The following is a 20,361-nucleotide window of genomic DNA, read 5'->3' as shown; positions in this document are numbered from 1 at the left end:
ACGGCTGGAACGGCGGGGCGGGGTGGAGAGGCGCGGTCCTGGTCACTTGCCGTAGGCCAGCATCAGCTTCTCCTTCGCGGCGCTGCCGCCGGTCAGGCGGGTGGTGGAGAGGTAGAAGCGGCCGTCGACCCAGTCGAAGTCCTTGGAGAAGAAGCCGTTCTCGACCCGGGCCGCCGACGCGGGGTTCTGGAGCAGCTTCACCGGCTTGTGGGCGCCGGAGCCGGTCGCGATCGACACGACCTGGCCGCCCGCGTCGTAGGACGGCTCGACATAGGCGACGAGCTTGCCGCCCTCGGCCCTGACCGGGAGCATCGAGTCGTCCGCCGGGGACTTGACCCGCCACTTCTCCTTGCCGCTGGCCAGGCTGATCGCCACGATCTCGTTCGGCCCGGTGGTCGCGTCGGTGGGCAGGTAGAGGGTGTCCGCGTCGACGGCCACGCCCTTGCAGCCCTGGAGGTTGCGGCTGAGAATCGCCCAGCCGCACTGGGGGGCGAACCTGTCCTGCACGGCGACCTGCGAGCGGATCGAGCCGCTGGAGTCGAAGGTGGAGATGTTCCACGCCTTCTTGTCCTGGTTGGTGCTGTAGACGACCAGCGGGTCGGCCGAGTAGACGCGGGCGACCGTCCACCCCTTGTCGATCTTGTGGGTCCAGCGGGCCTTGCCGGAGGCCGGGTCGAGCTCCTGGAGCTCGTCGTGCGCGTTCGACCCGCCGGCGCCGCAGGAGGAGACCGACAGCAGCTTGTCGCCGCCCGCGAACGCGGTCGGGAAGCAGGCCTCGCCGTACTTGGTCTTGTCGAACAGCTTGGTGCCGCTGTCGACGTCGTAGGCGACCCCGGACTGCGAACGCCCCACCATGAGGGTGGTGCCGGTGAGGGAGAGGCCGACGGAGATGGTGCTGTCGAACAGGGCGCCCTCGGGGAGCTGCGCCTTCCAGCCCTTCTTGCCGGTGCCGAGGTCGATCTGCTGGAGCTGGTTGCACTTGGCGCGATCGCTGGTGCCGCTCTCGTAGGCGACGACGACCTTGCCGTCCGAGGAGGCGTCCGGGGTGACCGCGCAGATCTTCTGCGGAAGCGTGATCGCGGGCCAGACCGGCTCGCCGTCGGCGGTGCCGTAGGCGACGACCTGGTTGTAGGCCGCCTTCACCGCCGCCTTGCCGGTGATCCACATGCCGGGTGCGTCGGCGCCCGAACCGGGCGCCGCCGGGGCGTCCTTGTACCAGAGGACCTTCGCCTCGCCCGCCTGGCGGCCGGAGTTGAGGTCGTCGGTGTCGGAGCGTCCGCCGCCCGTGCCGTCCCCGGTGTCGACCGACGCCGACGCCGACGCGGACGCGGACGCCTTCGGGTCGTCGCTGCGGCCCGCGACCGGCTTCGGGCCGTCGTCCTTGCCGCCTCCGACGATCGCGAAGGCACCGGCGCCGATGACCACGAGCGCGGCCACCGCGGCGCCTATGGCGAGCGCGGGCCTGCCCTTGAAGGGGTTGCGGGAGCCGCCGCCCGGGGCGCCGGGCGCGCCCGGGTAGGTGGGCGGCTGCGGGTGGCCGGGGCCCGGCTGACCGTAGGGGCCGGGCTGCTGCGGCGCGCCGTACGGGCCCGGCTGCTGCCCGTAGGGTCCTGGCTGCCCGTACGGGCCGGGCTGGGCGTAGGGGCCGGGCGGCGGGGGCGTCTGCGGGTAGCCGTAGCCGGGCTGCGGCGGGGTCTGCGGGAAGCCGTAGCCGGGCTGCGGGGCGGGCGGGCCCTGCGGAGGCGGCGGGGTCTGCGGCGGTCCGGCCGGAGGCGGCGGGGTCTGCGGGGGCCCGGCCGGGGGCGGCGGGCCGAACCCGCCACCGCTCGGCGGCGGCGGCGGCGCGTCCGGTGACGGCGACTGCGACGCGTCCGGTGACTGCGGCGGCCGCTCCGGCTTGTCCTGCGGTGCTCCGAAGTCTCCCTGTGGCGGCTGAGTCATCAGCGCCTCCCCCGTTCCACTGATTTTTGGCCACGCGCCGGGCCGTCCAGGGGCTCGGGCAGGCTCAGAAAGGTCTCAGACGGCCCTTTCTATCACCCACTCCCGACAACGGACCGGGCCGGTTCAACCCCTGTTCCCAAGGGAGAACCGGCTCGTGATGGCTCCGTTACGCGCCTTCACGCGCCGTTCACGCCTCTTCGGCCAGTTCCAGCCACCGCAGCTCCAGGTCGTCCCGCTGCCCGGCGAGGTCGCGCAACTCGGCGTCGAGGCCCGCGACCTTCGCGAAGTCGGTGGCGTGCTCGGCGATCTGCGCGTGCAGCTTGGTCTCCCGCTCGGCGACCTTGTCCAACTGCCGCTCGATCTTCTGGAGTTCCTTCTTGGCCGCGCGCTGGTCGGCGGCGCTGCGCTCGGCGGCGGGCCTCTCCGCGGCGGGCGCGGCGACCGGTGAGGCCGCGGCGGCCGTCTCCGCCATCCGCTGCCTGCGCTCCAGGTACTCGTCGATGCCGCGCGGCAGCATCCGCAGGGAGGCGTCGCCCAGGAGCGCGAAGACGCGGTCGGTGGTGCGCTCCACGAAGAACCGGTCGTGGGAGATGACGATCATCGAGCCGGGCCAGCCGTCGAGGACGTCCTCCAGCTGGGTCAGGGTCTCGATGTCCAGGTCGTTGGTGGGCTCGTCGAGGAAGAGGACGTTCGGCTCGTCCATCAGCAGCCGCAGCAGTTGCAGACGGCGCCGCTCACCGCCGGACAGGTCGCCGACCGGCGTCCACTGCTTCTCCTTGCCGAACCCGAACGTCTCGCAGAGCTGCCCGGCGGTCATCTCACGGCCCTTGCCGAGGTCGACGCGCTCGCGGACCTGCTGCACGGCCTCCAGGACCCGGGTGCGCGGGTCGAGTTCGGCGACCTCCTGGGAGAGGTAGGCGAGCTTGACGGTCTTGCCGACGGCGATCCGCCCGCCCGCGGGCTGCCGCTCGCCCTCGCTGCGGGCGGCCTCGGCCATCGCGCGCAGCAGGGAGGTCTTGCCCGCCCCGTTGACGCCGACCAGGCCGATCCGGTCGCCGGGCCCGAGCTGCCAGGTGAGGTGCTTGAGGAGGACCTTGGGCCCGGCCTGGACGGTGACGTCCTCCAGGTCGAAGACGGTCCTGCCGAGCCGCGAGGAGGCGAACTTCATCAGCTCGCTGGTGTCCCGGGGCGCCGGTACGTCCTTGATCAGCTCGTTGGCGGCCTCGACCCGGAAGCGCGGCTTGGAGGTGCGGGCCGGGGCGCCCCGGCGCAGCCAGGCCAGCTCCTTGCGGACCAGGTTCTGCCGCTTGGTCTCCTCGGTGGCGGCGATGCGCTCGCGTTCGGCGCGGGCGAAGACGTAGTCGGAGTAGCCGCCCTCGTACTCGTAGACCGAGCCGCGCTGCACGTCCCACATGCGGGTGCAGACCTGGTCGAGGAACCAGCGGTCGTGGGTGACGCAGACCAGCGCGGAGCGGCGCTCGCGCAGGTGCCGGGCGAGCCAGGAGATGCCCTCGACGTCGAGGTGGTTGGTGGGCTCGTCGAGGACGATCAGGTCCTGGTCCTCGATGAGCAGCTTGGCGAGCGCGATCCGGCGCCGCTCGCCGCCGGACAGCGGCGCGATGACGGTGTCCAGGCCCTGCGGGAAGCCGGGCAGGTCGAGGCCGCCGAAGAGGCCGGTGAGCACGTCCCTGATCTTCGCGTTCCCGGCCCACTCGTGGTCGGCCATGTCCCGGATGACCTCGTGGCGCACGGTGGCGGCCGGGTCGAGGGAGTCGTGCTGGGTGAGCACGCCGATGCGGACCCCGCCGGAGTGGGTGACCCGCCCGGTGTCGGCCTCCTCGACCTTGGCCAGCATGCGGATGAGGGTGGTCTTGCCGTCTCCGTTGCGGCCGACCACCCCGATCCGGTCGCCCTCGGAGACGCCGAGCGAGATGCCGTCGAGCAGGGCACGGGTGCCGTACACCTTGCTGACGTTCTCGACATTGACCAGGTTGACGGCCATTTCACTCCTGCTCGGGGGGACGGGTCAGCCCCCCAGGGTAGTGCGCCCCGGGAAGCCGCCCGGCCGCACCGTCATCCGGCCGCTTCGGCGCGGACCGCGGCGAGCAGTTCGTACATGGTCCGGCCCGGACAGTCGGTCTCCAGCCAGTCGCGGTGCCCGCTGACGGTGGCGACCTCCCTGGTGACGCCGTTGACCGGGTTGACGTAGGTGGTGCGGGCCGTGGTGTCCAGGCCCCCGCGGCGGGCGACGGCCCTGATCAGCCTGACGAGGGAGGCGCGGGCGGCGTCGGTGGGGCCCTGGTCGACGAGGGTGCCGATCAGCGCGATGCCGAGGTTGCCGGAGTTGAAGCCGCTGGTGTGGAAGGCGGTGACGAGGCGTCCCTCGGGGTCGAAGGCGGGGACGGCGTCGTCGCCCGAGTAGCGGCCCTCGTAGACGGCGCCGGACTCGTCGATGAGGAAGTGGTAGCCGATGTCGCCCCAGTCGAGGGTGACCGCGTGGTACTCGTAGATCGCCCGGACGGTGGCCGCGGGGTCGGCGTCGTCGTTCGGGGTGTCCGTGTGGTGGACGGTGATCGTCTGGAACGGGTAGTACGCCTCGGGGGAGTTGACCACGCCGTCCTTGTAGCGCTTGGCCTCGTCGGCGCCCCAGGCGGGCCGGGAGAGGTACTCGACCCCGCGGACCCGGGTCGGCTCGGTCGGCACCGTGAAGGAACGGGCCGGGCCGCGGGCCGAGTCGATGGCGAGGGAGCGCAGGTCGCCGGCGCCGTCCCCGGCCCTGAGCGTGTACGAGGTGGCGCCCCCGGAGGCGACCAGCGCGGTGCCGCCGTCCTCGACGGCCGCGCAGCCGCCGCCCGCCGGGTGCCAGGCGCCGTCGGCGAGCCGGATGCCGACGCCGTCCCCCGCGCCGCTCCAGCGCACGGCGACGTACCCGGCGGCGAAGGCGGTGGACGTCTCGCCGGTGCCGGTGGCCGCGGCGGTGCGGGTGGCGGGGAAGTCCCGCTTCTCGGTACCGGCGGCGGTGCCGCCCTCCGCGGCCTCGGCGGTCCCTTCGGAGCCGGTGGCCGCGGAGACGACGGGGGCGAGCGCGCCTCCGGCGGCGACGGCCCCGGCGGCGGCGATCACGCCACGGCGGGAGAGGGACCGCTGCTGGCGGTGCGGGGAGGTGGGGGGTACGGACACGGTGGTGCCTTCCACGGGGCGTGCGGGACCGGACGGCGTCCTGGCCCGACGGCCGCCGACCGGGGCCGGGGCGCGGACCGGGAGCCTTGGCGGAGGCTATCCGCCCCGCCCGCCCCCGGCGCACCCGGGAGCCCCTGACGACGGCCAACCCGCCTTTTTTCCCGCCGAGTTGCCGCGAAGGTCCCGCAACGCGCCCTGCACGGACGCCGGTTCGTCCGCCGCCCGGCGCAGCGCCCTACGGGGAGGGGTGGTTGGTTCAGTCGCCGAGGACCGTGGCGCCCGGGGCCGGGGCCGGTGCGGTGCGGACGGTGCGGCAGGTGCCGGAGTCGCGCAGCGCGCGCGCCACCCGCTCCGCCGACCCGGCGTCCGGGACCAGGAACGCGGTGGTGGGGCCCGAGCCGGAGACCAGCGCGGTGAGCGCGCCCGCCGCCCGGCCCGCGGCGAGGGTGGCGGCCAGTTCGGGGAAGAGGGAGAGCGCGGCGGCCTGGAGGTCGTTGGAGACGGTCGCGGCGAGCGCGTCCGGGTCGCCCTTGGCGAGCGCGTCGATCAGGTCGGCGGAGGCGACCGGCTCCGGGATGTCCCGGCCCGCGCCGAGCCGGTCGAACTCCCGGAAGACGGCGGGCGTGGACAGACCCCGCGCGGCCATCGCGAACACCCAGTGGAAGGCGCCGCCGACGTCGAGGACGGTCAGCCGCTCGCCCCGTCCGGTGCCCAACGCGGCCCCGCCCACCAGGGAGAACGGCACATCGCTGCCCAACTCGGCGCAGATGTCCAGGAGTTCGCCGCGGGAGGCGCCGGTGCCCCAGAGCGCGTCGCAGGCCAGCAGGGCGCCCGCGCCGTCCGCGCTGCCGCCCGCCATGCCCCCGGCCACCGGGATGTCCTTGGCGATGTGCAGGTGGACGTTCGCGTCGCGGCCGTACCGGGCGGCGAGCGCCTCGGCGGCGCGGGCGGCGAGGTTCGTCCGGTCCAGCGGCACCTGGGCGGCGTCAGGACCCGCGCAGGTGACCCGCAGGGTGTCGGACGGGGTCACGGTGACCTCGTCGTAGAGGCCGACGGCGAGGAAGACGTTGGCCAGGTCGTGGAACCCGTCGGCCCGGACGCCCCCCACCGAGAGCTGGACGTTGACCTTGGCGGGGACACGAACGGTGACACTGACGCTCACGAGCGGGAACTCCTGGGTCTGGGCGGAGGGCGGGGGCGACGGGGTCTCGGCGGGGCGGCCGTCGGGCCACGGGCGGGCGCGGCGCCCCCCGGTGCGCCGCGCGCTAGCGCGTGCGGTGCTCGGCGATGCGGGCGAACTCCTCGACGGTGAGCGCCTCGCCGCGGGCCTGCGGGGAGACCCCCGCGGCGACCAGTGCCGCCTCCGCCGCCGCGGCCGACCCGGCCCAGCCGGACAGCGCGGCCCGCAGGGTCTTGCGGCGCTGCGCGAAGGCCGCGTCGACGACCGCGAAGACCTCGCGCCGCGGTGCCGTCGTCGCGACCGGCTCGGTCCTGCGGGTCAGGGCGACGAGCCCGCTGTCGACGTTCGGGGCGGGCCAGAACACCGTGCGGCCGATCGATCCGGCCCGTTTGACGTCGGCGTACCAGTTGGCCTTGACGGACGGGACGCCGTACACCTTCGAGCCGGGGGCGGCGGCGAGCCGGTCGGCGACCTCCGCCTGGACCATGACCAGGGTGCGTTCGATGGTCGGGAAGGTCGCGAGCATGTGCAGCAGGACCGGCACGGCGACGTTGTAGGGCAGGTTGGCGACCAGGGCGGTGGGGGCGGGCCCCGGCAACTCGGTGACCTGCATGGCGTCGGAGTGGACCAGCGCGAAGCGGTCGGCGCGCTCCGGCATCCGGGCCGCGATCGTCGCGGGCAGCGCGCCGGCCAGGACGTCGTCGATCTCGACGGCGGTGACCCGGTCGGCGACCTCCAGGAGCGCCAGGGTGAGCGATCCGAGCCCCGGCCCGATCTCGACCACCGTGTCGTCGGGGCGGACCTCGGCGGTGCGCACGATGCGGCGGACCGTGTTGGCGTCGATGACGAAGTTCTGGCCGCGCTGCTTGGTGGGGCGCACGCCGAGCGCCGCCGCCAGTTCGCGGATGTCGGCGGGGCCCAGCAGGGCGTCGTGGGTGGGGCTGGTCACCCGACCAGGGTACGGGGCGCGCGGGGCGCCCCCGCCGCCCGGCACCGCGGGGTGCCGCTCAGCCGTGCAGCCGGGCCCCGCAGTGCGGCCAGGGGCTCGACCCGCGCCGCACGTAGAGCGTCTTGGCGCGGAGCGTCTGCTCGGCGGCCGGGGCGTCCTGCGGGCGGCCGCTGCCGCCGAGCCCCTGCCAGGTGCGGGTGTCGAACTGGTAGAGCCCGCCGTAGGTGCCGGACGGGTCGACGGCGTCGGGCCGCCCGCCGGACTCGCAGGCGGCGAGGCCCTGCCAGTCGAGTCCGTCGGCCCCGGCGACGGAGGTCGGCAGCGCCCGCGTGCCGAACCGCACGAGCTGGGTGCGCGGGGCGCGCACCACCTCGGCGCGGACCCGGCGCGGACGCTCCTTGACGCCGTTGACGGTGCGCAGGGCCCAGGTGACGCGGCGCAGTCCGGGCTGCCCGGTGCGCTCGACGACCTCGGTGCCGCGGAACAGCGACGGGTCGGCGGCGCGCTCGGTCGGGTACGGAATCGGTTCCTCACGCACCTCCTCGCCGCCGGTGACGCGCAGCACGGTGACGGTCTGCCCGTCGCGCGGGAAGCTGTCGCCCGGCACGGAGGTGCTGTCCTCGCCGCGCAGGGTGACACCGGCCTGCCGCACGACCTCGCGGACGGTCGCCGCGTTGGTGCGGACGGCGCGGGCGCGGCCGTCGACAAGGACGGTGACGGAGCGTTCGGTGCGGACGTCGAGGGCGAGCCCGGCGCGGCCGATGGGGGTGGAGCGGGCGGTGGAGAGGTAGGCGCCCTCGGCACGCACGCCGAGCCGGGTGAGCGCCTCGTGCACGGTGCGGGCGGTGGTCCACACCTCGTGCCGCCGGCCGTCGAGGGTGAGCCTGACGGGTCGGGCGTAGTGCACGGAGACCTCGTCGCCGCTGTGCAGGGCGGTGCCGGGGGCGGGCGTGACGACGTCGTGGGCGCCGACGTCGACGCCCTCGCGGGCGAGGAGTCCGGTGACGTCGCCGGCGAAGGTGTGCAGGGTGCGTTCCTCGCCGTCGACGGTCAGTTCGACGGCCTTGTCCTGGGCGACGAAGGCGGTGGTGCCGCCCGCGAGGAAGGCGACGACGAGGGCCTGCGGGAGCAGACGGCGCACGGTGGTGTCGGGGCGTACGGCGGCCCGCGCCCCGCGCCGGTGCCCGGCAGGGGCGGGGGCGGGCGCGGGCGCGGGCGTCGGCGGGAGCGTGTCCTGCGGGGGCGGGGCGGGCACGGTGGCGGCGCCGTGGGAGGACCCGTGCCACGCGTACGGGTTGTACGGCGCGTACGGGCTGTACCCGGTGTGCGGGGCGTGCGCGGTGCGCGGGCCGGGGCCGCCGTCGTACGCGGGGTGCGGGCCGGGCGCTGCGGCGGGGGCGGCCGGGGGTCGGGAACGGCCGGGGCCCCGAGGGTCCGGTACGGGGAGTTGCTCACGCCGACACGCTCCAGTGGGCCAGAGGGGGTCCCGATCGGGCCCACAGAACCTAGCGGAGCGGCGGTCACTCTCCAAAGCGGCGCGACCACGCAGGGTGGCCGCGCGGCCTCAGTAGTCGAACGCCCGCGCGGTGTTCGCGGCGAGCGCGGTCGCCAGGGTGTCCTCGTCGACGCCCCGGACGGCGGCCATGGCGCGGACGGTGAGCGGCACGAGGTAGGGCGCGTTGGGGCGGCCGCGGTGGGGCGCGGGGGTCAGGAACGGCGCGTCGGTCTCCACCAGGAGCAGCTCGGGCGGGGCGACGGCGACGGCGTCCCGCAGGTTCTGCGCGTTCTTGAAGGTGACGGTCCCGGCGAAGGACATGAAGTACCCGGCGCGGGCGCAGACCTCGGCCATCTCGGCGTCGCCCGAGTAGCAGTGGAAGACGGTGCGTTCGGGGGCGCCCTCCTCCTTGAGGACGCGCAGCACGTCGGCGTGGGCGTCGCGGTCGTGGATGACGAGGGCCTTGCCGTGCCGCTTGGCGATCTCGATGTGGGCGCGGAAGGAGGCCTCCTGGGCGTCCTTGCCCCCGGGCCCGGTGCGGAAGTGGTCGAGGCCGGTCTCGCCGACGCCCTTGACCTGCGGGAGCGCGGCCAGCCGGTCGATCTCGGCGAGCGCGGCGTCCAGCGCGGCGGTGCCGCCGGGCGCCCGCGCCCCCTGCCGCGACCAGCCGTCGGGGTCGCCGTGCACGATGCGGGGCGCCTCGTTGGGGTGCAGGGCGACGGTCGCGTGGATCGCGTCGTGGCGGGCCGCGGTCTCGGCGGCCCAGCGTGATCCGGCGAGGTCGCAGCCCACCTGCACGAGGGTGGTGACGCCGACCGAGGCGGCCGTCGCGAGCGCCTCCTCCACCGTGCCCGACTGCATGTCGAGGTGGGTGTGCGAGTCGGCGACGGGCACCCGGAGGGGCTCAGGGGGCGGCGGCGCGGTGTTCTTGTCGGACGAGGCAGGCATGTCCCGATCCTACGAAAGGGACACCCCGCCCGGCGTCACGTGTCAGCCCGCCCGGTGCTGGAAGGGGTGCAGGAGGTCGGAGAGGTGCCAGTGGTGGTGGGTCCCGGCGGGCGCGGGGGCGTCCGTCTCCGGGGCCGGTCCGGGCGCCGGGGCGTGGCGCTCCTGGTGGAACGTGGCGCCCTGCACCGACGAGACCTGTCCGGGCCGCATGATCCGCACGACGTGGCTGTCGCAGTTGTGGCAGCTCGGGCGGCTCAGCGGGGACGGGACGACGTGGCCGTCCGCGACGTAGACCACGAACCGGTGGCCGTCGGTGTCCGTGTGGTGCTCTATCTCGTAGGACTGCTCCCACCCGTGCCCGCACCGCATGCAGGCGAAGGAATAGGACTCGTGCACGACGGCGGTCACCGGGCCGCGCAGGCCGGTCGGTCCTGCAGTGTCGCTCATGCCAGCTCCTCTTTTTCCGCTGGACACAGGGACGGGTGCGTCCCCACCACCCAGTGGACGCCTCCCCTCGCGGGAAAGCACCAGGCACTGTCATGTGTTGAGGGCGATTTGGACTTTCCTTGCCGAAGCGGGCTCGGGCGGGGCGCTGGGCTTTGCCTTCGGATACGGTCCTTTGCCCTGCCGTGGGGCGCACGCTCAGAGGAGATGAGCCCTGCTCAGAGGGGGTATGACTCCGCTCACACGGCGCCGCGCGCCCCTCGCTCGGGTGAAGCGTTCTTCGCGGCCACAACCGCGTCGAAGACCTCCCGTTTGGGGAGTCCGGCGTCCGCCGCGACGGCCGCGATGGCCTCCTTGCGCCGCTCGCCCGCCTCCTCGCGTACCCGCACCCGGCGCACCAGCTCCGCGCCGTCCAGCTCCTCGGGCCCCTTCTCCGGCGCCCCCTCGACGACGACGGTGATCTCGCCGCGCACCCCGTCGGCGGCCCACGCGGCCAGCGCGCCGAGCCCGCCCCGCTTGATCTCCTCGTACGTCTTGGTCAGTTCCCGGCAGACGGCGGCCCTGCGGTCGGCGCCGAACACCTCGGCCATCGCGGCGAGGGTGTCGTCGAGCCGGTGCGGTGCCTCGAAGTAGACGAGGGTGCGCCGCTCGGCCGCGACCTCGCGCAGCCGGGTGAGGCGTTCGCCCGCCTTGCGCGGCAGGAAGCCCTCGAAGCAGAACCGGTCGACGGGCAGCCCGGACAGGGCGAGCGCGGTGAGCACCGCGGAGGGCCCCGGCACGGCGGTGACCCTGACGTCCCGCTCGACGGCGGCGGCGACCAGCCGGTAGCCGGGGTCGGAGACGGAGGGCATCCCGGCGTCGGTGACGAGCAGCACCCGCGCGCCGCCCGCCAGTTCCTCGACCAGCTCGGGGGTGCGGGCGGCCTCGTTGCCCTCGAAGTAGGAGACGATCCGGCCGCGGGGGGTCACGCCGAGCGCCTGGGTGAGCCGCCGCAGCCGCCGGGTGTCCTCGGCGGCGACGACGTCGGCGTCCGCCAGTTCCTGGGCGAGCCGGGGCGGGGCGTCCGCGGTGTCGCCGATGGGGGTGCCTGCGAGGACGAGGGTTCCAGTCACGCCGTCCATCCTCCCAGCCCCGGTCCGCGGCGGACGCATCCGCCCATGCACGGGACTCACACAGCGCCGTTCCCTACGATGGCGCGGTGACCAGTACCGCGTCCTCCACGGACACCCGGCAGGGCCAGACCACGCACGACCAGCGGCCGCCCTGGCAGCAGCGGCTGCGCCGTTTCGGCCACTCGGCGCGGACCGGCGCAGACGTCCGCGAGCGTCTGGTGCCGCCGTACGCGGAGCCCAGCGCGCGGCTGTGGCAGCTCCTCGGGGTCGGTCCGGGGCTCGCCGGACGCCTGGGGCGCTGGGCGGGCTGGGGCGGTCCGCTGGTGGTGACGCTGGTGGCGGGCGTGATGCGGTTCTGGAACCTGGGCAGCCCGAAGGCGGTGATATTCGACGAGACGTACTACGCGAAGGACGCGTGGGCGCTCGTCCACCGCGGTTTCGAGGTCGACTGGGCCAAGGACGCCAACGACCTGATCCTGTCCCGCAACGGGCACGTGCCGATCCCGACGGACGCCGCGTACGTGGTCCACCCGCCGGTCGGCAAGTACGTGATCGGGCTCGGCGAGCTGGTGTTCGGGTTCGATCCGTTCGGCTGGCGGTTCATGACCGCGCTGCTCGGCACGCTGTCGGTGCTGCTGCTGTGCCGGATCGGACGGCGGCTGTTCCGGTCGACGTTCCTCGGCTGCCTGGCGGGCGCGCTGATGGCCGTCGACGGGCTGCACTTCGTGATGAGCCGCACGGCGCTGCTCGACGGGGTGCTGATGTTCTTCGTGCTGGCCGCGTTCGGCGCGCTGGTGGTGGACCGGGACCGGGCCAGGGAGCGGCTCGCCGCCGCGCTGCCGGTCGGCGCCGACGGGCTGGCCCGCCCGGACGCGGACGTGGCGGAGGGGACCCGGCTGGGGTGGCGGCCGTGGCGCTGGACGGCGGGTCTGCTGCTGGGGCTGGCGCTGGGCACCAAGTGGAACGGCCTGTACTTCCTGGCCGCGTTCGCGGTGATGTCGGTGCTCTGGGACGTCGGGGCGCGCCGGGTCGCCGGTGCGGGACGGCCGTACCTGGCGGTCCTCAAGCGCGATCTGGGGTTGGCGTTCCTGGCGACGGTGCCGGTCGCGGTCGTCACCTACCTCGTCTCGTGGACCGGCTGGATCCGCTCGTCGACGGACGGCAGCGGCGGCTACTTCCGCAACTGGGCCGCGACCGACGGCAGGGGCGGCTCCTGGACCTGGCTCCCGGACTGGCTGCGCAGCCTGTGGCACTACGAGCACGAGGTGTACGAGTTCCACGTGGGGCTCTCCTCGCCGCACACGTACATGTCGAACCCGTGGAGCTGGATCGTCGACGGCCGTCCGGTCTCCTACTTCTACGAGTCGCCGTCGCCCGGCGCGGACGGCTGTCCGGCGGACGCGGGCGAGAAGTGCGCCCGCGAGGTCCTCGCGATCGGCACCCCGCTGCTGTGGTGGGTGGCCGGGTTCGCGGTGCTGTACGTGCTGTGGCGCTGGCTGCTGCGGCGCGACTGGCGGGCGGGCGCGATCGCCTGCGGGGTGGCGGCCGGGTACCTGCCCTGGTTCCTCTACCAGGAGCGGACGATCTTCTTCTTCTACGCGGTGGTCTTCCTGCCGTTCCTGTGCCTGGCGGTGGCGATGCTGCTGGGCGCGGTCATCGGCCCGCCGGGGTCGAGCGACACCCGCCGGGTGGCGGGCGCGACGGGCGCGGGCGTCCTGGTGCTGCTGATCGCCTGGAACTTCATCTACTTCTGGCCCCTGTACACGGGCACGGCGATCCCGATCGACCAGTGGCGGTCGCGGATGTGGCTGGACACCTGGGTGTAGCCGGGGGCGGGCGGGCGCCGCTCCCCCGCCCCTAACGATCGGGACACTCCCCTCCCCAGGGCCCCCTCCACCCCGTACTGTGCAAGAGCCGAGGGCTTTCTGAACGTGTTCAGAAAGCCCTTCGTGCGGCGGTCGGCGGGGGCAACGGGGAGGTCCGCATGGGCAGGGGGGTCAGAACAGCCGTCATCGGCGGCGTGTTCGCGGCGATGGTGGGCGGTGCCGGGTACGGCGCCTACACCCTCATCTCCGCCGTGACCGACGGGGGTTCCGGCGCGTCCGGTCCGCGCCCGGTGGCGTCGGGGCCGCCGAGCGGCCGGGAGATCGAGGCCGCGTCGGCGGAGTTCCTCGCGGCGTGGCAGAAGGGCGACGGGAAGCGGGCGGCGTCGCTCACCGACGACGCGGCGGACGCGGAGCCGCTGCTGACGTCGTTCGGCACCACCGCGCACATCGGGGACGCCCGGATCACGCCGGGGAAGGCGACCGGGGCGACCGTGCCGTTCACCGTGCGGGCGACGGTGTCCTTCGGCCGGGCGTCCCGACCGCTGTCCTACCGCGGCGAGTTGACGGTGGTGCGCGGCCGGACCACCGGACGGGCCCTCGTCCACTGGCGCCCCGCGGTGGTCCATCCGCGGCTCGTCGACGGCGACACCCTGGTGACCGGCGAGGCCGCGAGCCCGCCGATCGAGGCCGTCGACCGGGACGGCACCGTCCTGTCCGGGGACGACTACCCCTCGCTGGGCCCGATCCTGGACCAGTTGCGCGCCAAGTACGGTGACACGGCCGGCGGTTCGCCCGGCGTCGAGCTGTCGGCACGGCACCGGGACGAGGGGGCGGCGGCCACCACGCTGCTGACGCTCACCGAGGGCCGGGCGGGCACCCTGCGCACCACGCTCAGCGCTCGCGCCCAGGCGGCGGCGGAGAAGGCGGTGGCCGGGTACCGGGAGTCGTCCGTGGTGGCCGTCAAGCCGAGCACGGGCGAGGTCCTCGCGGTCGCCAACCACCGTGCGGACGGCTTCAACGCGGCCTTCCTCGGCAAGCTGGCGCCCGGCTCCACGATGAAGATCGTCAGCGCGGCGGCGCTCATCGACGCGGGCCTCGCCACCATGGACGGCCCGGCCACCTGCCCGGCGGAGGCGGTGTGGCAGAGCCAGACCTTCCACAACCTGACGGGGATGGCGCCCGACCCGGGCGCGACCCTCGCGGAGAGCTTCGCCCGCTCCTGCAACACCGCCTTCGTGAAGTTCGCCGACGACGTGCGGCCCGACACCCTCACCGCGGAGGCCGAGGACCGCTTCGGGCTCGGCCGGGACGACTGGAAGACCGGCATCCCGTCCTTCGACGGCTCGGTCCCCGCCTCCGGCGGCCCGGACACCGCGGCCAACCTGATCGGCCAGGGCCAGGTGCAGATGAACCCGCTGAACATGGCGTCGGTGACGGCGACCGCGACGACCGGCGTCTTCCGGCAGCCGGTGCTGGTCCCCGCCGCGCTCGACGGCCGCGCGCTGGCGACCGCCCGGGGCCTCGCGCCGTCCACCGTGCGGCAGTTGAGGGCGATGATGAACCGCACCGCGACCAGCGGCACGGCGGCCCGGGTGATGGCGGGGCTCGGCGGCAGCATCGGCGCGAAGACCGGTTCGGCCGAGGTCGACGGGCAGTCGAGGTCCGACAGCTGGTTCACCGGGTACCGCGACGACCTGGCCGCCGCCGCGATGACCCAGGACGGCGGGCACGGGGCGGACGCGGCCGGTCCGATTGTCGCAAGCGTGCTACGAGCGGGCGGCTGAGGTCATCGGCGCCGGACGGGACTCTAGGCTGGTGACCGTCGTCGGGGTCGGCCGGGGGTGCGGGCAACGCGGCATGGCGGGGGCCCTGGGGATTGTGCGGAGGATTCGGTAACTGTGGGCAAGAGACGACGCGTGGCCGAGCCACGGAAGACCCGCCCGGCCGTGGTCGGCGGGGTGATCGCCGTGGTCGTCGGCGGCGCGGGACTCGGCGGGTGGGCGCTGTTCGGCGGCGGGGCGGCGGCCGACGACGGCCCGGCCACCTCCGCCGGTCACAAGGCGGTGAAGTCCGGCCCGCTGACGGCGGCCGAGGTCACCACCGCGGCCCAGCGGTTCCTCACCGCCTGGCAGAGCGGCAAGGTGCCGGCCGCGGCCGCCGCGACCGACGACGCCGGCGCGGCCACCGCCCTGCTCACCGGCTACGCCAAGGACGCCCGCGTCGGGGACGTCACGCTGACCGCGGGCACCCGCAGCGGCGGCAAGGTGCCGTTCGACGTGAAGGGCACGGTCACCTACAAGGGGACCAGCAAGCCGCTGGCGTACGCGAGTTCACTGACCGTCGTGCGGCGCGCGGCGGACGGCGAGCCGATCGTCTCCTGGCGGCCCTCGGTGCTGCACCCGGACCTGAAGGAGGGCGACACCCTGGTCACCGGAGAGTCCGGGACCCCGCCGGTGAAGGCGTTCGACCGGGACGGCGGCGAGCTGACGACCGCCGCGTACCCGTCGCTGGGGCCGGTGCTGGACGGGCTGCGCGAGAAGTACGGCAAGACCGCGGGCGGCACGGCGGGCGTGGAGCTGCGCGTGGTGCGCGGCTCGGCGTCCGAGAAGGCGAAGCTGTCGGACAAGACCGTCCTGGAGCTGAGCAAGGGCACCCCCGGCTCGGTGCGCACCACGCTCAGCCCCAAGCTCCAGGCCGCCGCCGAGAAGAAGGTCGCCGAGCGCTCGTCGGCGTCCGTGGTGGTGCTGCGGCCCTCGACCGGTGAGATCCTCGCCGCCGCGAACTCCTCGAAGAACTTCAACGTCGCCTTCCAGGGCTCCCTCGCGCCGGGTTCGACGATGAAGGTCGTCACCTCGTCGCTGCTGATCGAGAAGGGGCTCGCGGAGGCCGAGAAGAAGCACCCGTGCCCCAAGACGTTCACCTACGGCGGCTGGAAGTTCCACAACGACGACGACTTCGAGATCAAGGGCGGCACCTTCAAGGCCAGCTTCGCCCGCTCCTGCAACACCGCCTTCATCAGCCAGGCCAAGAAGCTCTCGAACAGCGACCTGACCAAGCAGGCGCAGGAGGTCTTCGGCCTCTCCCGCAACGACTGGGCGATCGGGGTGCCGACCTTCGACGGCTCGGTGCCGGTGCAGTCGGCGGCCCAGATGGCGGCCTCGCTGATCGGGCAGGGCGGGGTGCGGATGAACCCGCTGAACATGGCGTCGGTGGCGGCGACGGTCACCTCGGGCACCTTCCACCAGCCGTACCTGGTGGCGCCCTCCGTCGACCACCGGAAGCTGGCGACGGCCTCCCGCACGATGTCCGCGAAGACCCTCGCCCAACTGCGCGAGCTGATGCGGTACACGGCCGCGTACGGCACGGCCGCCGAGGCGATGTCGGGGCTCGGCCCGGACTACGGGGCGAAGACGGGCTCGGCCGAGGTCGACAACCAGGAGAAGCCGAACGGCTGGTTCACCGCCTACCGCGGCGACCTCGCCGGGGCCGGTGTGGTGCAGGCGGGCGGCCACGGCGGCGACACCGCGGGCCCGATCGTCGCCGCGCTCCTCGGCCTGGGCGCCTGAGGCGGCCGCCCCGGCGCACGGGCCGGGCGGGGCGGGTTCAGCCGGTGACGGCGGGCGCCGCCGTGTAGGTGCGGCGCAGGAAGCGGACGAGGGTCTTGCGGTCGAACTGAACGACGGCGACCCCGCCCGCGGAGTGGAACTCCACCACCGCCTGCACCCGCCCGCACGGCCACACCCGCACCGCCCCGTCCCCGGCCGGTGCCCGCAGGCCCTCCTCCAGCAGGGACCGGTCGAAGGTCCACTCGTGCGGGCCCGGCAGCCCGATCCGCACCGCGCGCGCGTCCGCCTGCGGGTCGTAGCGCAGCACCACCGGGACGGCGCCGCCGTCCGCCTGGGCCGCCGCGTCGGCGTCGGTGACGATACGGGCGCTGGCGTACTGCTCGACCACCGACATCGGACGACCCCTTACCCTGCGTCACCTGTGCGGAATCTGTGCGCCCGCTTTCCCTCCAATGTCGCACATTTTACCGATTTTGCCCTCCGGAACGGGAAGAGATCCACGCCTCCGCGTCCGATCCGGGACCGTCTCGCTCTTGCAAAGGGTTCGCAAGAACTCACTATTATCAGACGGTGCATGTCCCTGACGGATTCATCAACGCGCCCCTCTCCGCCGCGACCGGCGTCCTCGCCGCGGGCGCCGTCGCCGTGAGCCTGCGCGGCGCGCGCCGTGAACTGGCCGGCGGCCCGGCCGGACCCGGCGGCGAGCCGGGCGGCGAACGCACCGCGCCGCTCGCCGGACTCGTGGCCGCCTTCATCTTCGCCGTGCAGATGCTCAACTTCCCGGTCGCCGCCGGGACCAGCGGCCATCTGCTCGGCGGCGCCCTCGCCGCGATCCTGGTCGGCCCCTGCACCGGGATCCTCTGCGTCTCCGTGGTCCTGCTCATGCAGGGCATCCTCTTCGCGGACGGCGGGCTGACCGCCCTCGGCGTCAACATCACCGACATGGCGGTCGTCACCACCGTCGTCGCCTACGGCGTCTTCCGCGGGCTGGTGAAGGTGCTGCCCCGCGGACGGCGTTCGATCACCGGCGCGGCCTTCGTCGCCGCGCTGCTGTCGGTACCGGCCGCCGCCGTCGCCTTCACCCTGATCTACGCGCTCGGCGGCACCACCGACGTCGCGCTCGGCAAGGTCGCCACCGCCATGATCGGCGTGCACGTCCTGATCGGGATCGGCGAGGCGGTGATCACCGCGCTCACCGTGGGCGCCGTCCTCGCCGTCCGCCCCGACCTGGTCCACGGCGCGCGCGACCTGACCCGGCCACGGCTGAAGCTGCGCGTGGACGGCGACCTCGTCGACGCGCCCGCGCCCGCCCCCGAGCCGGTGGCCGCCGCGCCCCGCGCCTCCCGCCGGGCGCTGTGGATCACCGGCCTGGTCACCTCCCTCGTGCTGGCGGGCTTCGTCAGCTTCTACGCCTCCGCGAACCCCGACGGCCTGGAGAAGGTCGCCGCCGACCACGGCATCGACCGCGCGGCCGAGGAACACGCGTCGGCGGACTCCCCGCTCGCCGACTACGGCGTCAAGGACGTCTCCGACGCCCGGCTCTCCGGCGGCCTCGCCGGGGTGATCGGCGTCGGCGCGACCGTCGTCACGGGCAGCGCGGTGTTCTGGGTGCTGCGGCGCAGGCGCGCGTCCGAGGCGTCCTGAGATGGGCGCCGGGCACGCCCACCGGCTCTACCGGCCCGGCGGCTCCGGTGTGCACACGCTGCCGCCGCACCTGAAGCTGACCGCGGCCTTCGCCTTCGTGGTCGTCGTGGTGTCGACCCCGCGCGAGGCGGTGTGGGCGTTCGCCGCCTACGCGGTGCTGCTGGGAGCCGTCGCGGCGGTCGCCCGGGTGCCCGCCGGGTTCCTGCTGGGGCGGCTGCTGATCGAGGTGCCGTTCGTGGCGTTCGCGGTGCTGATGCCGTTCGTCGCGGGCGGCGAGCGGGTCGGCGTCCTCGGCCTGTCGCTGAGCGTGAACGGTCTGTGGGGTGCCTGGAACGTCCTCGCCAAGGGCACCCTGGGCGTCGCCGCGTCGGTCCTGCTGGCCGCCACGACCGAGCTGCGCGCCCTGCTGCTGGGCCTGCAACGCCTGCGGCTGCCGCCGCTGCTGGTGCAGATCGCCTCCTTCATGATCCGCTACGGCGACGTCATCGCCGACGAGATGCGCCGGATGCGGATCGCCCGGCAGTCCCGCGGCTTCGAGGCGCGCGGGGTGCGGCACTGGGGGGTGCTCGCGAAGTCGGCGGGCGCCCTGTTCATCCGCTCCTACGAACGCGGCGAGCGGGTGCACCTGGCGATGGTCAGCCGCGGGTACACCGGCTCGATGCCGGTCCTCGACGAGGTGCGCGCGGACCGGGCGCAGTGGTCGTGCGCGCTGGCCCTCCCGGCTGCCGCCCTGCTGATCTGTCTGCTGGGATGGACCCTGTGAACGCCCCCGTGAACGACACCGCGACCGATCCCGCCGCCCCCGCCTCCCTGGAGGTCTCCGGCCTCGCCTTCGCCTACCCGGACGGCCACCAGGCCCTGTTCGGCGTCGACTTCCGGGTGGCGCGCGGCGAGCGGGTCGCCCTGCTCGGCCCCAACGGCGCGGGCAAGACCACCCTCGTCCTGCACCTCAACGGCATCCTCGGCGGCGGCGCCGGGACGGTGACGGTGGCCGGGCTGCCGGTCGGCGGGCGCAACACGGCGGAGATCAGGCGCCGGGTCGGCATCGTCTTCCAGGACCCGGACGACCAGTTGTTCATGCCGACGGTCCGCGAGGACGTGGCGTTCGGCCCGGCGGCGGCCGGACTGCGCGGCCCTGAGCTGCGGGAGCGGGTCGGCCGGGCGCTGGACCTGGTCGGCATGGGCGGTTTCGAGGACCGGCCGCCGCACCATCTCTCGTTCGGGCAGCGGCGCCGGGTGGCCGTGGCGACGGTGCTGGCGATGGAGCCGGAGATCCTCGTCCTGGACGAACCGTCGTCCAACCTCGATCCGGCCTCCCGGCGCGAACTGGCCGACATCCTGCGGGGGTTGGACGTGACGGTGCTGATGGTCACGCACGATCTGCCGTACGCCCTCGAACTGTGCCCGCGCGCGCTGGTCCTGAGCGAGGGCGTGATCGCGGCGGACGGTCCGACGGCGGAGATCCTCGGCGACGACGCGCTGATGCGGGCGCACCGGCTGGAGCTGCCGTTCGGCTTCGATCCCCGGGTGGCGGGCCGCCCCTGACGGACCGCCAGGGGGTGACCGCGGGGACCCCGCCCGGCACCCTCCCCCCCGTCATGCGCGAAGCCCGCCCCGCTGTCGCGGGACGGGCTTCGTCGTGGAGCGCCGGGCAGGCCTTGCACCTGCATTTCCCCGCAGGAAGCGGGGCGTCTTTCCTTGGACCACCAACGCACAACCAGTAACCGCGAGTTGTGGTGACCGGCTCAAGATCAATCATAGCCCATGTCGGACGGTGCGGAACACCTCGCGGCGGGGCAGTCTTCCTCCCATGCGCCCCTGCCCCGCGTTCGACATCCCGCCCGGGTACCTCGCCCGCCCCGCGGCGCTCGCCGACGCCGACGCGATCCAGCGTCTGGTGGCCGTCTGCGAGCACGCGGCCCACGGCGCCGCCCCGGCCGTCCCGGACGGCGTCGCCGCCCGGCTCACCCTGCCCGGGGTCGACCCGGCGCGGGACACGGTGCTGGTGAGCGGCCCGGACGGCACGTGCGCGGCCTGGGCCTGGGTGCGCGGACGGCGCTGCGCGATCGACGTGCA

16 protein-coding genes and 1 pseudogene are annotated in these 20,361 nt (G+C 74.4%); 7 read left to right on the top strand and 10 right to left on the bottom strand.

The window, feature by feature from the left end:
• Positions 1 to 42: 42 nt before the first annotated feature.
• The 9 genes from GA0115242_RS13555 to rsmI form a co-directional block, all read right to left on the bottom strand.
• Positions 43 to 1,941, bottom strand: a complete 1,899-nt coding sequence (locus GA0115242_RS13555) for an outer membrane protein assembly factor BamB family protein (protein WP_093828041.1) — start codon at positions 1,939 to 1,941, stop codon at positions 43 to 45.
• Positions 1,942 to 2,128: 187 nt separating this feature from the next.
• Positions 2,129 to 3,943 (bottom strand): ABC-F family ATP-binding cassette domain-containing protein, encoded by a 1,815-nt coding sequence (locus GA0115242_RS13550; RefSeq protein WP_093828039.1) that lies wholly within the window; start codon positions 3,941 to 3,943, stop codon positions 2,129 to 2,131.
• Positions 3,944 to 4,014: 71 nt separating this feature from the next.
• A complete protein-coding gene (locus GA0115242_RS13545) occupies positions 4,015 to 5,121 on the bottom strand; it encodes a peptidoglycan recognition protein family protein (protein WP_093828098.1) in 1,107 nt (368 codons plus the stop codon).
• A gap of 256 nt (positions 5,122 to 5,377) precedes the next feature.
• A complete protein-coding gene (locus GA0115242_RS13540) occupies positions 5,378 to 6,283 on the bottom strand; it encodes a 4-(cytidine 5'-diphospho)-2-C-methyl-D-erythritol kinase (protein ID WP_093828037.1) in 906 nt (301 codons plus the stop codon).
• Between the two features lie 103 nt (positions 6,284 to 6,386).
• Entirely contained in the window at positions 6,387 to 7,250 is an 864-nt protein-coding gene (rsmA, locus tag GA0115242_RS13535) for a 16S rRNA (adenine(1518)-N(6)/adenine(1519)-N(6))-dimethyltransferase RsmA (protein ID WP_093828035.1), read from the bottom strand.
• A gap of 58 nt (positions 7,251 to 7,308) precedes the next feature.
• Positions 7,309 to 8,505, bottom strand: a complete 1,197-nt coding sequence (locus GA0115242_RS13530) for a resuscitation-promoting factor (protein WP_093828033.1) — start codon at positions 8,503 to 8,505, stop codon at positions 7,309 to 7,311.
• A 309-nt stretch (positions 8,506 to 8,814) separates the two neighbouring features.
• Complete coding sequence (locus tag GA0115242_RS13525) at positions 8,815 to 9,693, bottom strand: TatD family hydrolase (RefSeq protein WP_093828031.1); 879 nt, start codon at positions 9,691 to 9,693, stop codon at positions 8,815 to 8,817.
• A 42-nt stretch (positions 9,694 to 9,735) separates the two neighbouring features.
• Entirely contained in the window at positions 9,736 to 10,140 is a 405-nt protein-coding gene (locus GA0115242_RS13520) for a hypothetical protein (protein WP_093828029.1), read from the bottom strand.
• A 236-nt stretch (positions 10,141 to 10,376) separates the two neighbouring features.
• Complete coding sequence (gene rsmI / locus GA0115242_RS13515) at positions 10,377 to 11,249, bottom strand: 16S rRNA (cytidine(1402)-2'-O)-methyltransferase (protein ID WP_093828096.1); 873 nt, start codon at positions 11,247 to 11,249, stop codon at positions 10,377 to 10,379.
• 86 nt (positions 11,250 to 11,335) lie between these two features.
• On the opposite strand from rsmI, the gene GA0115242_RS13510 reads away from it, so the two are divergent.
• The 3 genes from GA0115242_RS13510 to GA0115242_RS13500 all read left to right on the top strand — a co-directional run bounded on the left by GA0115242_RS13510 (position 11,336) and on the right by GA0115242_RS13500 (position 16,641).
• Positions 11,336 to 13,075 carry a dolichyl-phosphate-mannose--protein mannosyltransferase gene (locus GA0115242_RS13510; protein ID WP_093828027.1) on the top strand — a complete coding sequence of 580 codons (1,740 nt, stop codon included), beginning with the start codon at positions 11,336 to 11,338 and terminating at the stop codon, positions 13,073 to 13,075.
• A 158-nt stretch (positions 13,076 to 13,233) separates the two neighbouring features.
• Positions 13,234 to 14,859 carry a penicillin-binding transpeptidase domain-containing protein gene (locus GA0115242_RS13505; RefSeq protein ID WP_093828025.1) on the top strand — a complete coding sequence of 542 codons (1,626 nt, stop codon included), beginning with the start codon at positions 13,234 to 13,236 and terminating at the stop codon, positions 14,857 to 14,859.
• Between the two features lie 114 nt (positions 14,860 to 14,973).
• Positions 14,974 to 16,641 carry a penicillin-binding transpeptidase domain-containing protein gene (locus GA0115242_RS13500; protein ID WP_093828023.1) on the top strand — a complete coding sequence of 556 codons (1,668 nt, stop codon included), beginning with the start codon at positions 14,974 to 14,976 and terminating at the stop codon, positions 16,639 to 16,641.
• Between the two features lie 37 nt (positions 16,642 to 16,678).
• Here the strand turns inward: GA0115242_RS13500 and GA0115242_RS13495 are convergent, their stop codons facing one another.
• Positions 16,679 to 17,035, bottom strand: a complete 357-nt coding sequence (locus tag GA0115242_RS13495; RefSeq protein WP_093828021.1) for an SsgA family sporulation/cell division regulator — start codon at positions 17,033 to 17,035, stop codon at positions 16,679 to 16,681.
• A 176-nt stretch (positions 17,036 to 17,211) separates the two neighbouring features.
• On the opposite strand from GA0115242_RS13495, the gene GA0115242_RS13490 reads away from it, so the two are divergent.
• The 4 genes and pseudogenes from GA0115242_RS13490 to GA0115242_RS13475 form a co-directional block, all read left to right on the top strand.
• Entirely contained in the window at positions 17,212 to 18,285 is a 1,074-nt protein-coding gene (locus GA0115242_RS13490) for an energy-coupling factor ABC transporter permease (protein ID WP_093828019.1), read from the top strand.
• 1 nt (position 18,286) lies between these two features.
• Positions 18,287 to 19,048, top strand: a complete 762-nt coding sequence (cbiQ, locus tag GA0115242_RS13485) for a cobalt ECF transporter T component CbiQ (RefSeq protein ID WP_093828017.1) — start codon at positions 18,287 to 18,289, stop codon at positions 19,046 to 19,048.
• Positions 19,036 to 19,830, top strand: coding sequence for an energy-coupling factor ABC transporter ATP-binding protein (locus GA0115242_RS13480; protein ID WP_093828015.1), 795 nt, complete (start codon positions 19,036 to 19,038; stop codon positions 19,828 to 19,830). The genes cbiQ and GA0115242_RS13480 overlap by 13 nt, the downstream gene beginning before the upstream one ends.
• 265 nt (positions 19,831 to 20,095) lie before the next feature.
• Positions 20,096 to 20,361, top strand: a pseudogene (locus GA0115242_RS13475) (hypothetical protein); the annotation flags it as partial.

This window comes from Streptomyces sp. SolWspMP-5a-2 (assembly GCF_900091845.1).
In the GTDB taxonomy this organism is placed as follows: Bacteria; Actinomycetota; Actinomycetes; order Streptomycetales; family Streptomycetaceae; genus Streptomyces; species Streptomyces doudnae.
Note: the sequence above shows the minus strand (reverse complement) of the source record. Positions and strands in the feature narration are given on the sequence as shown.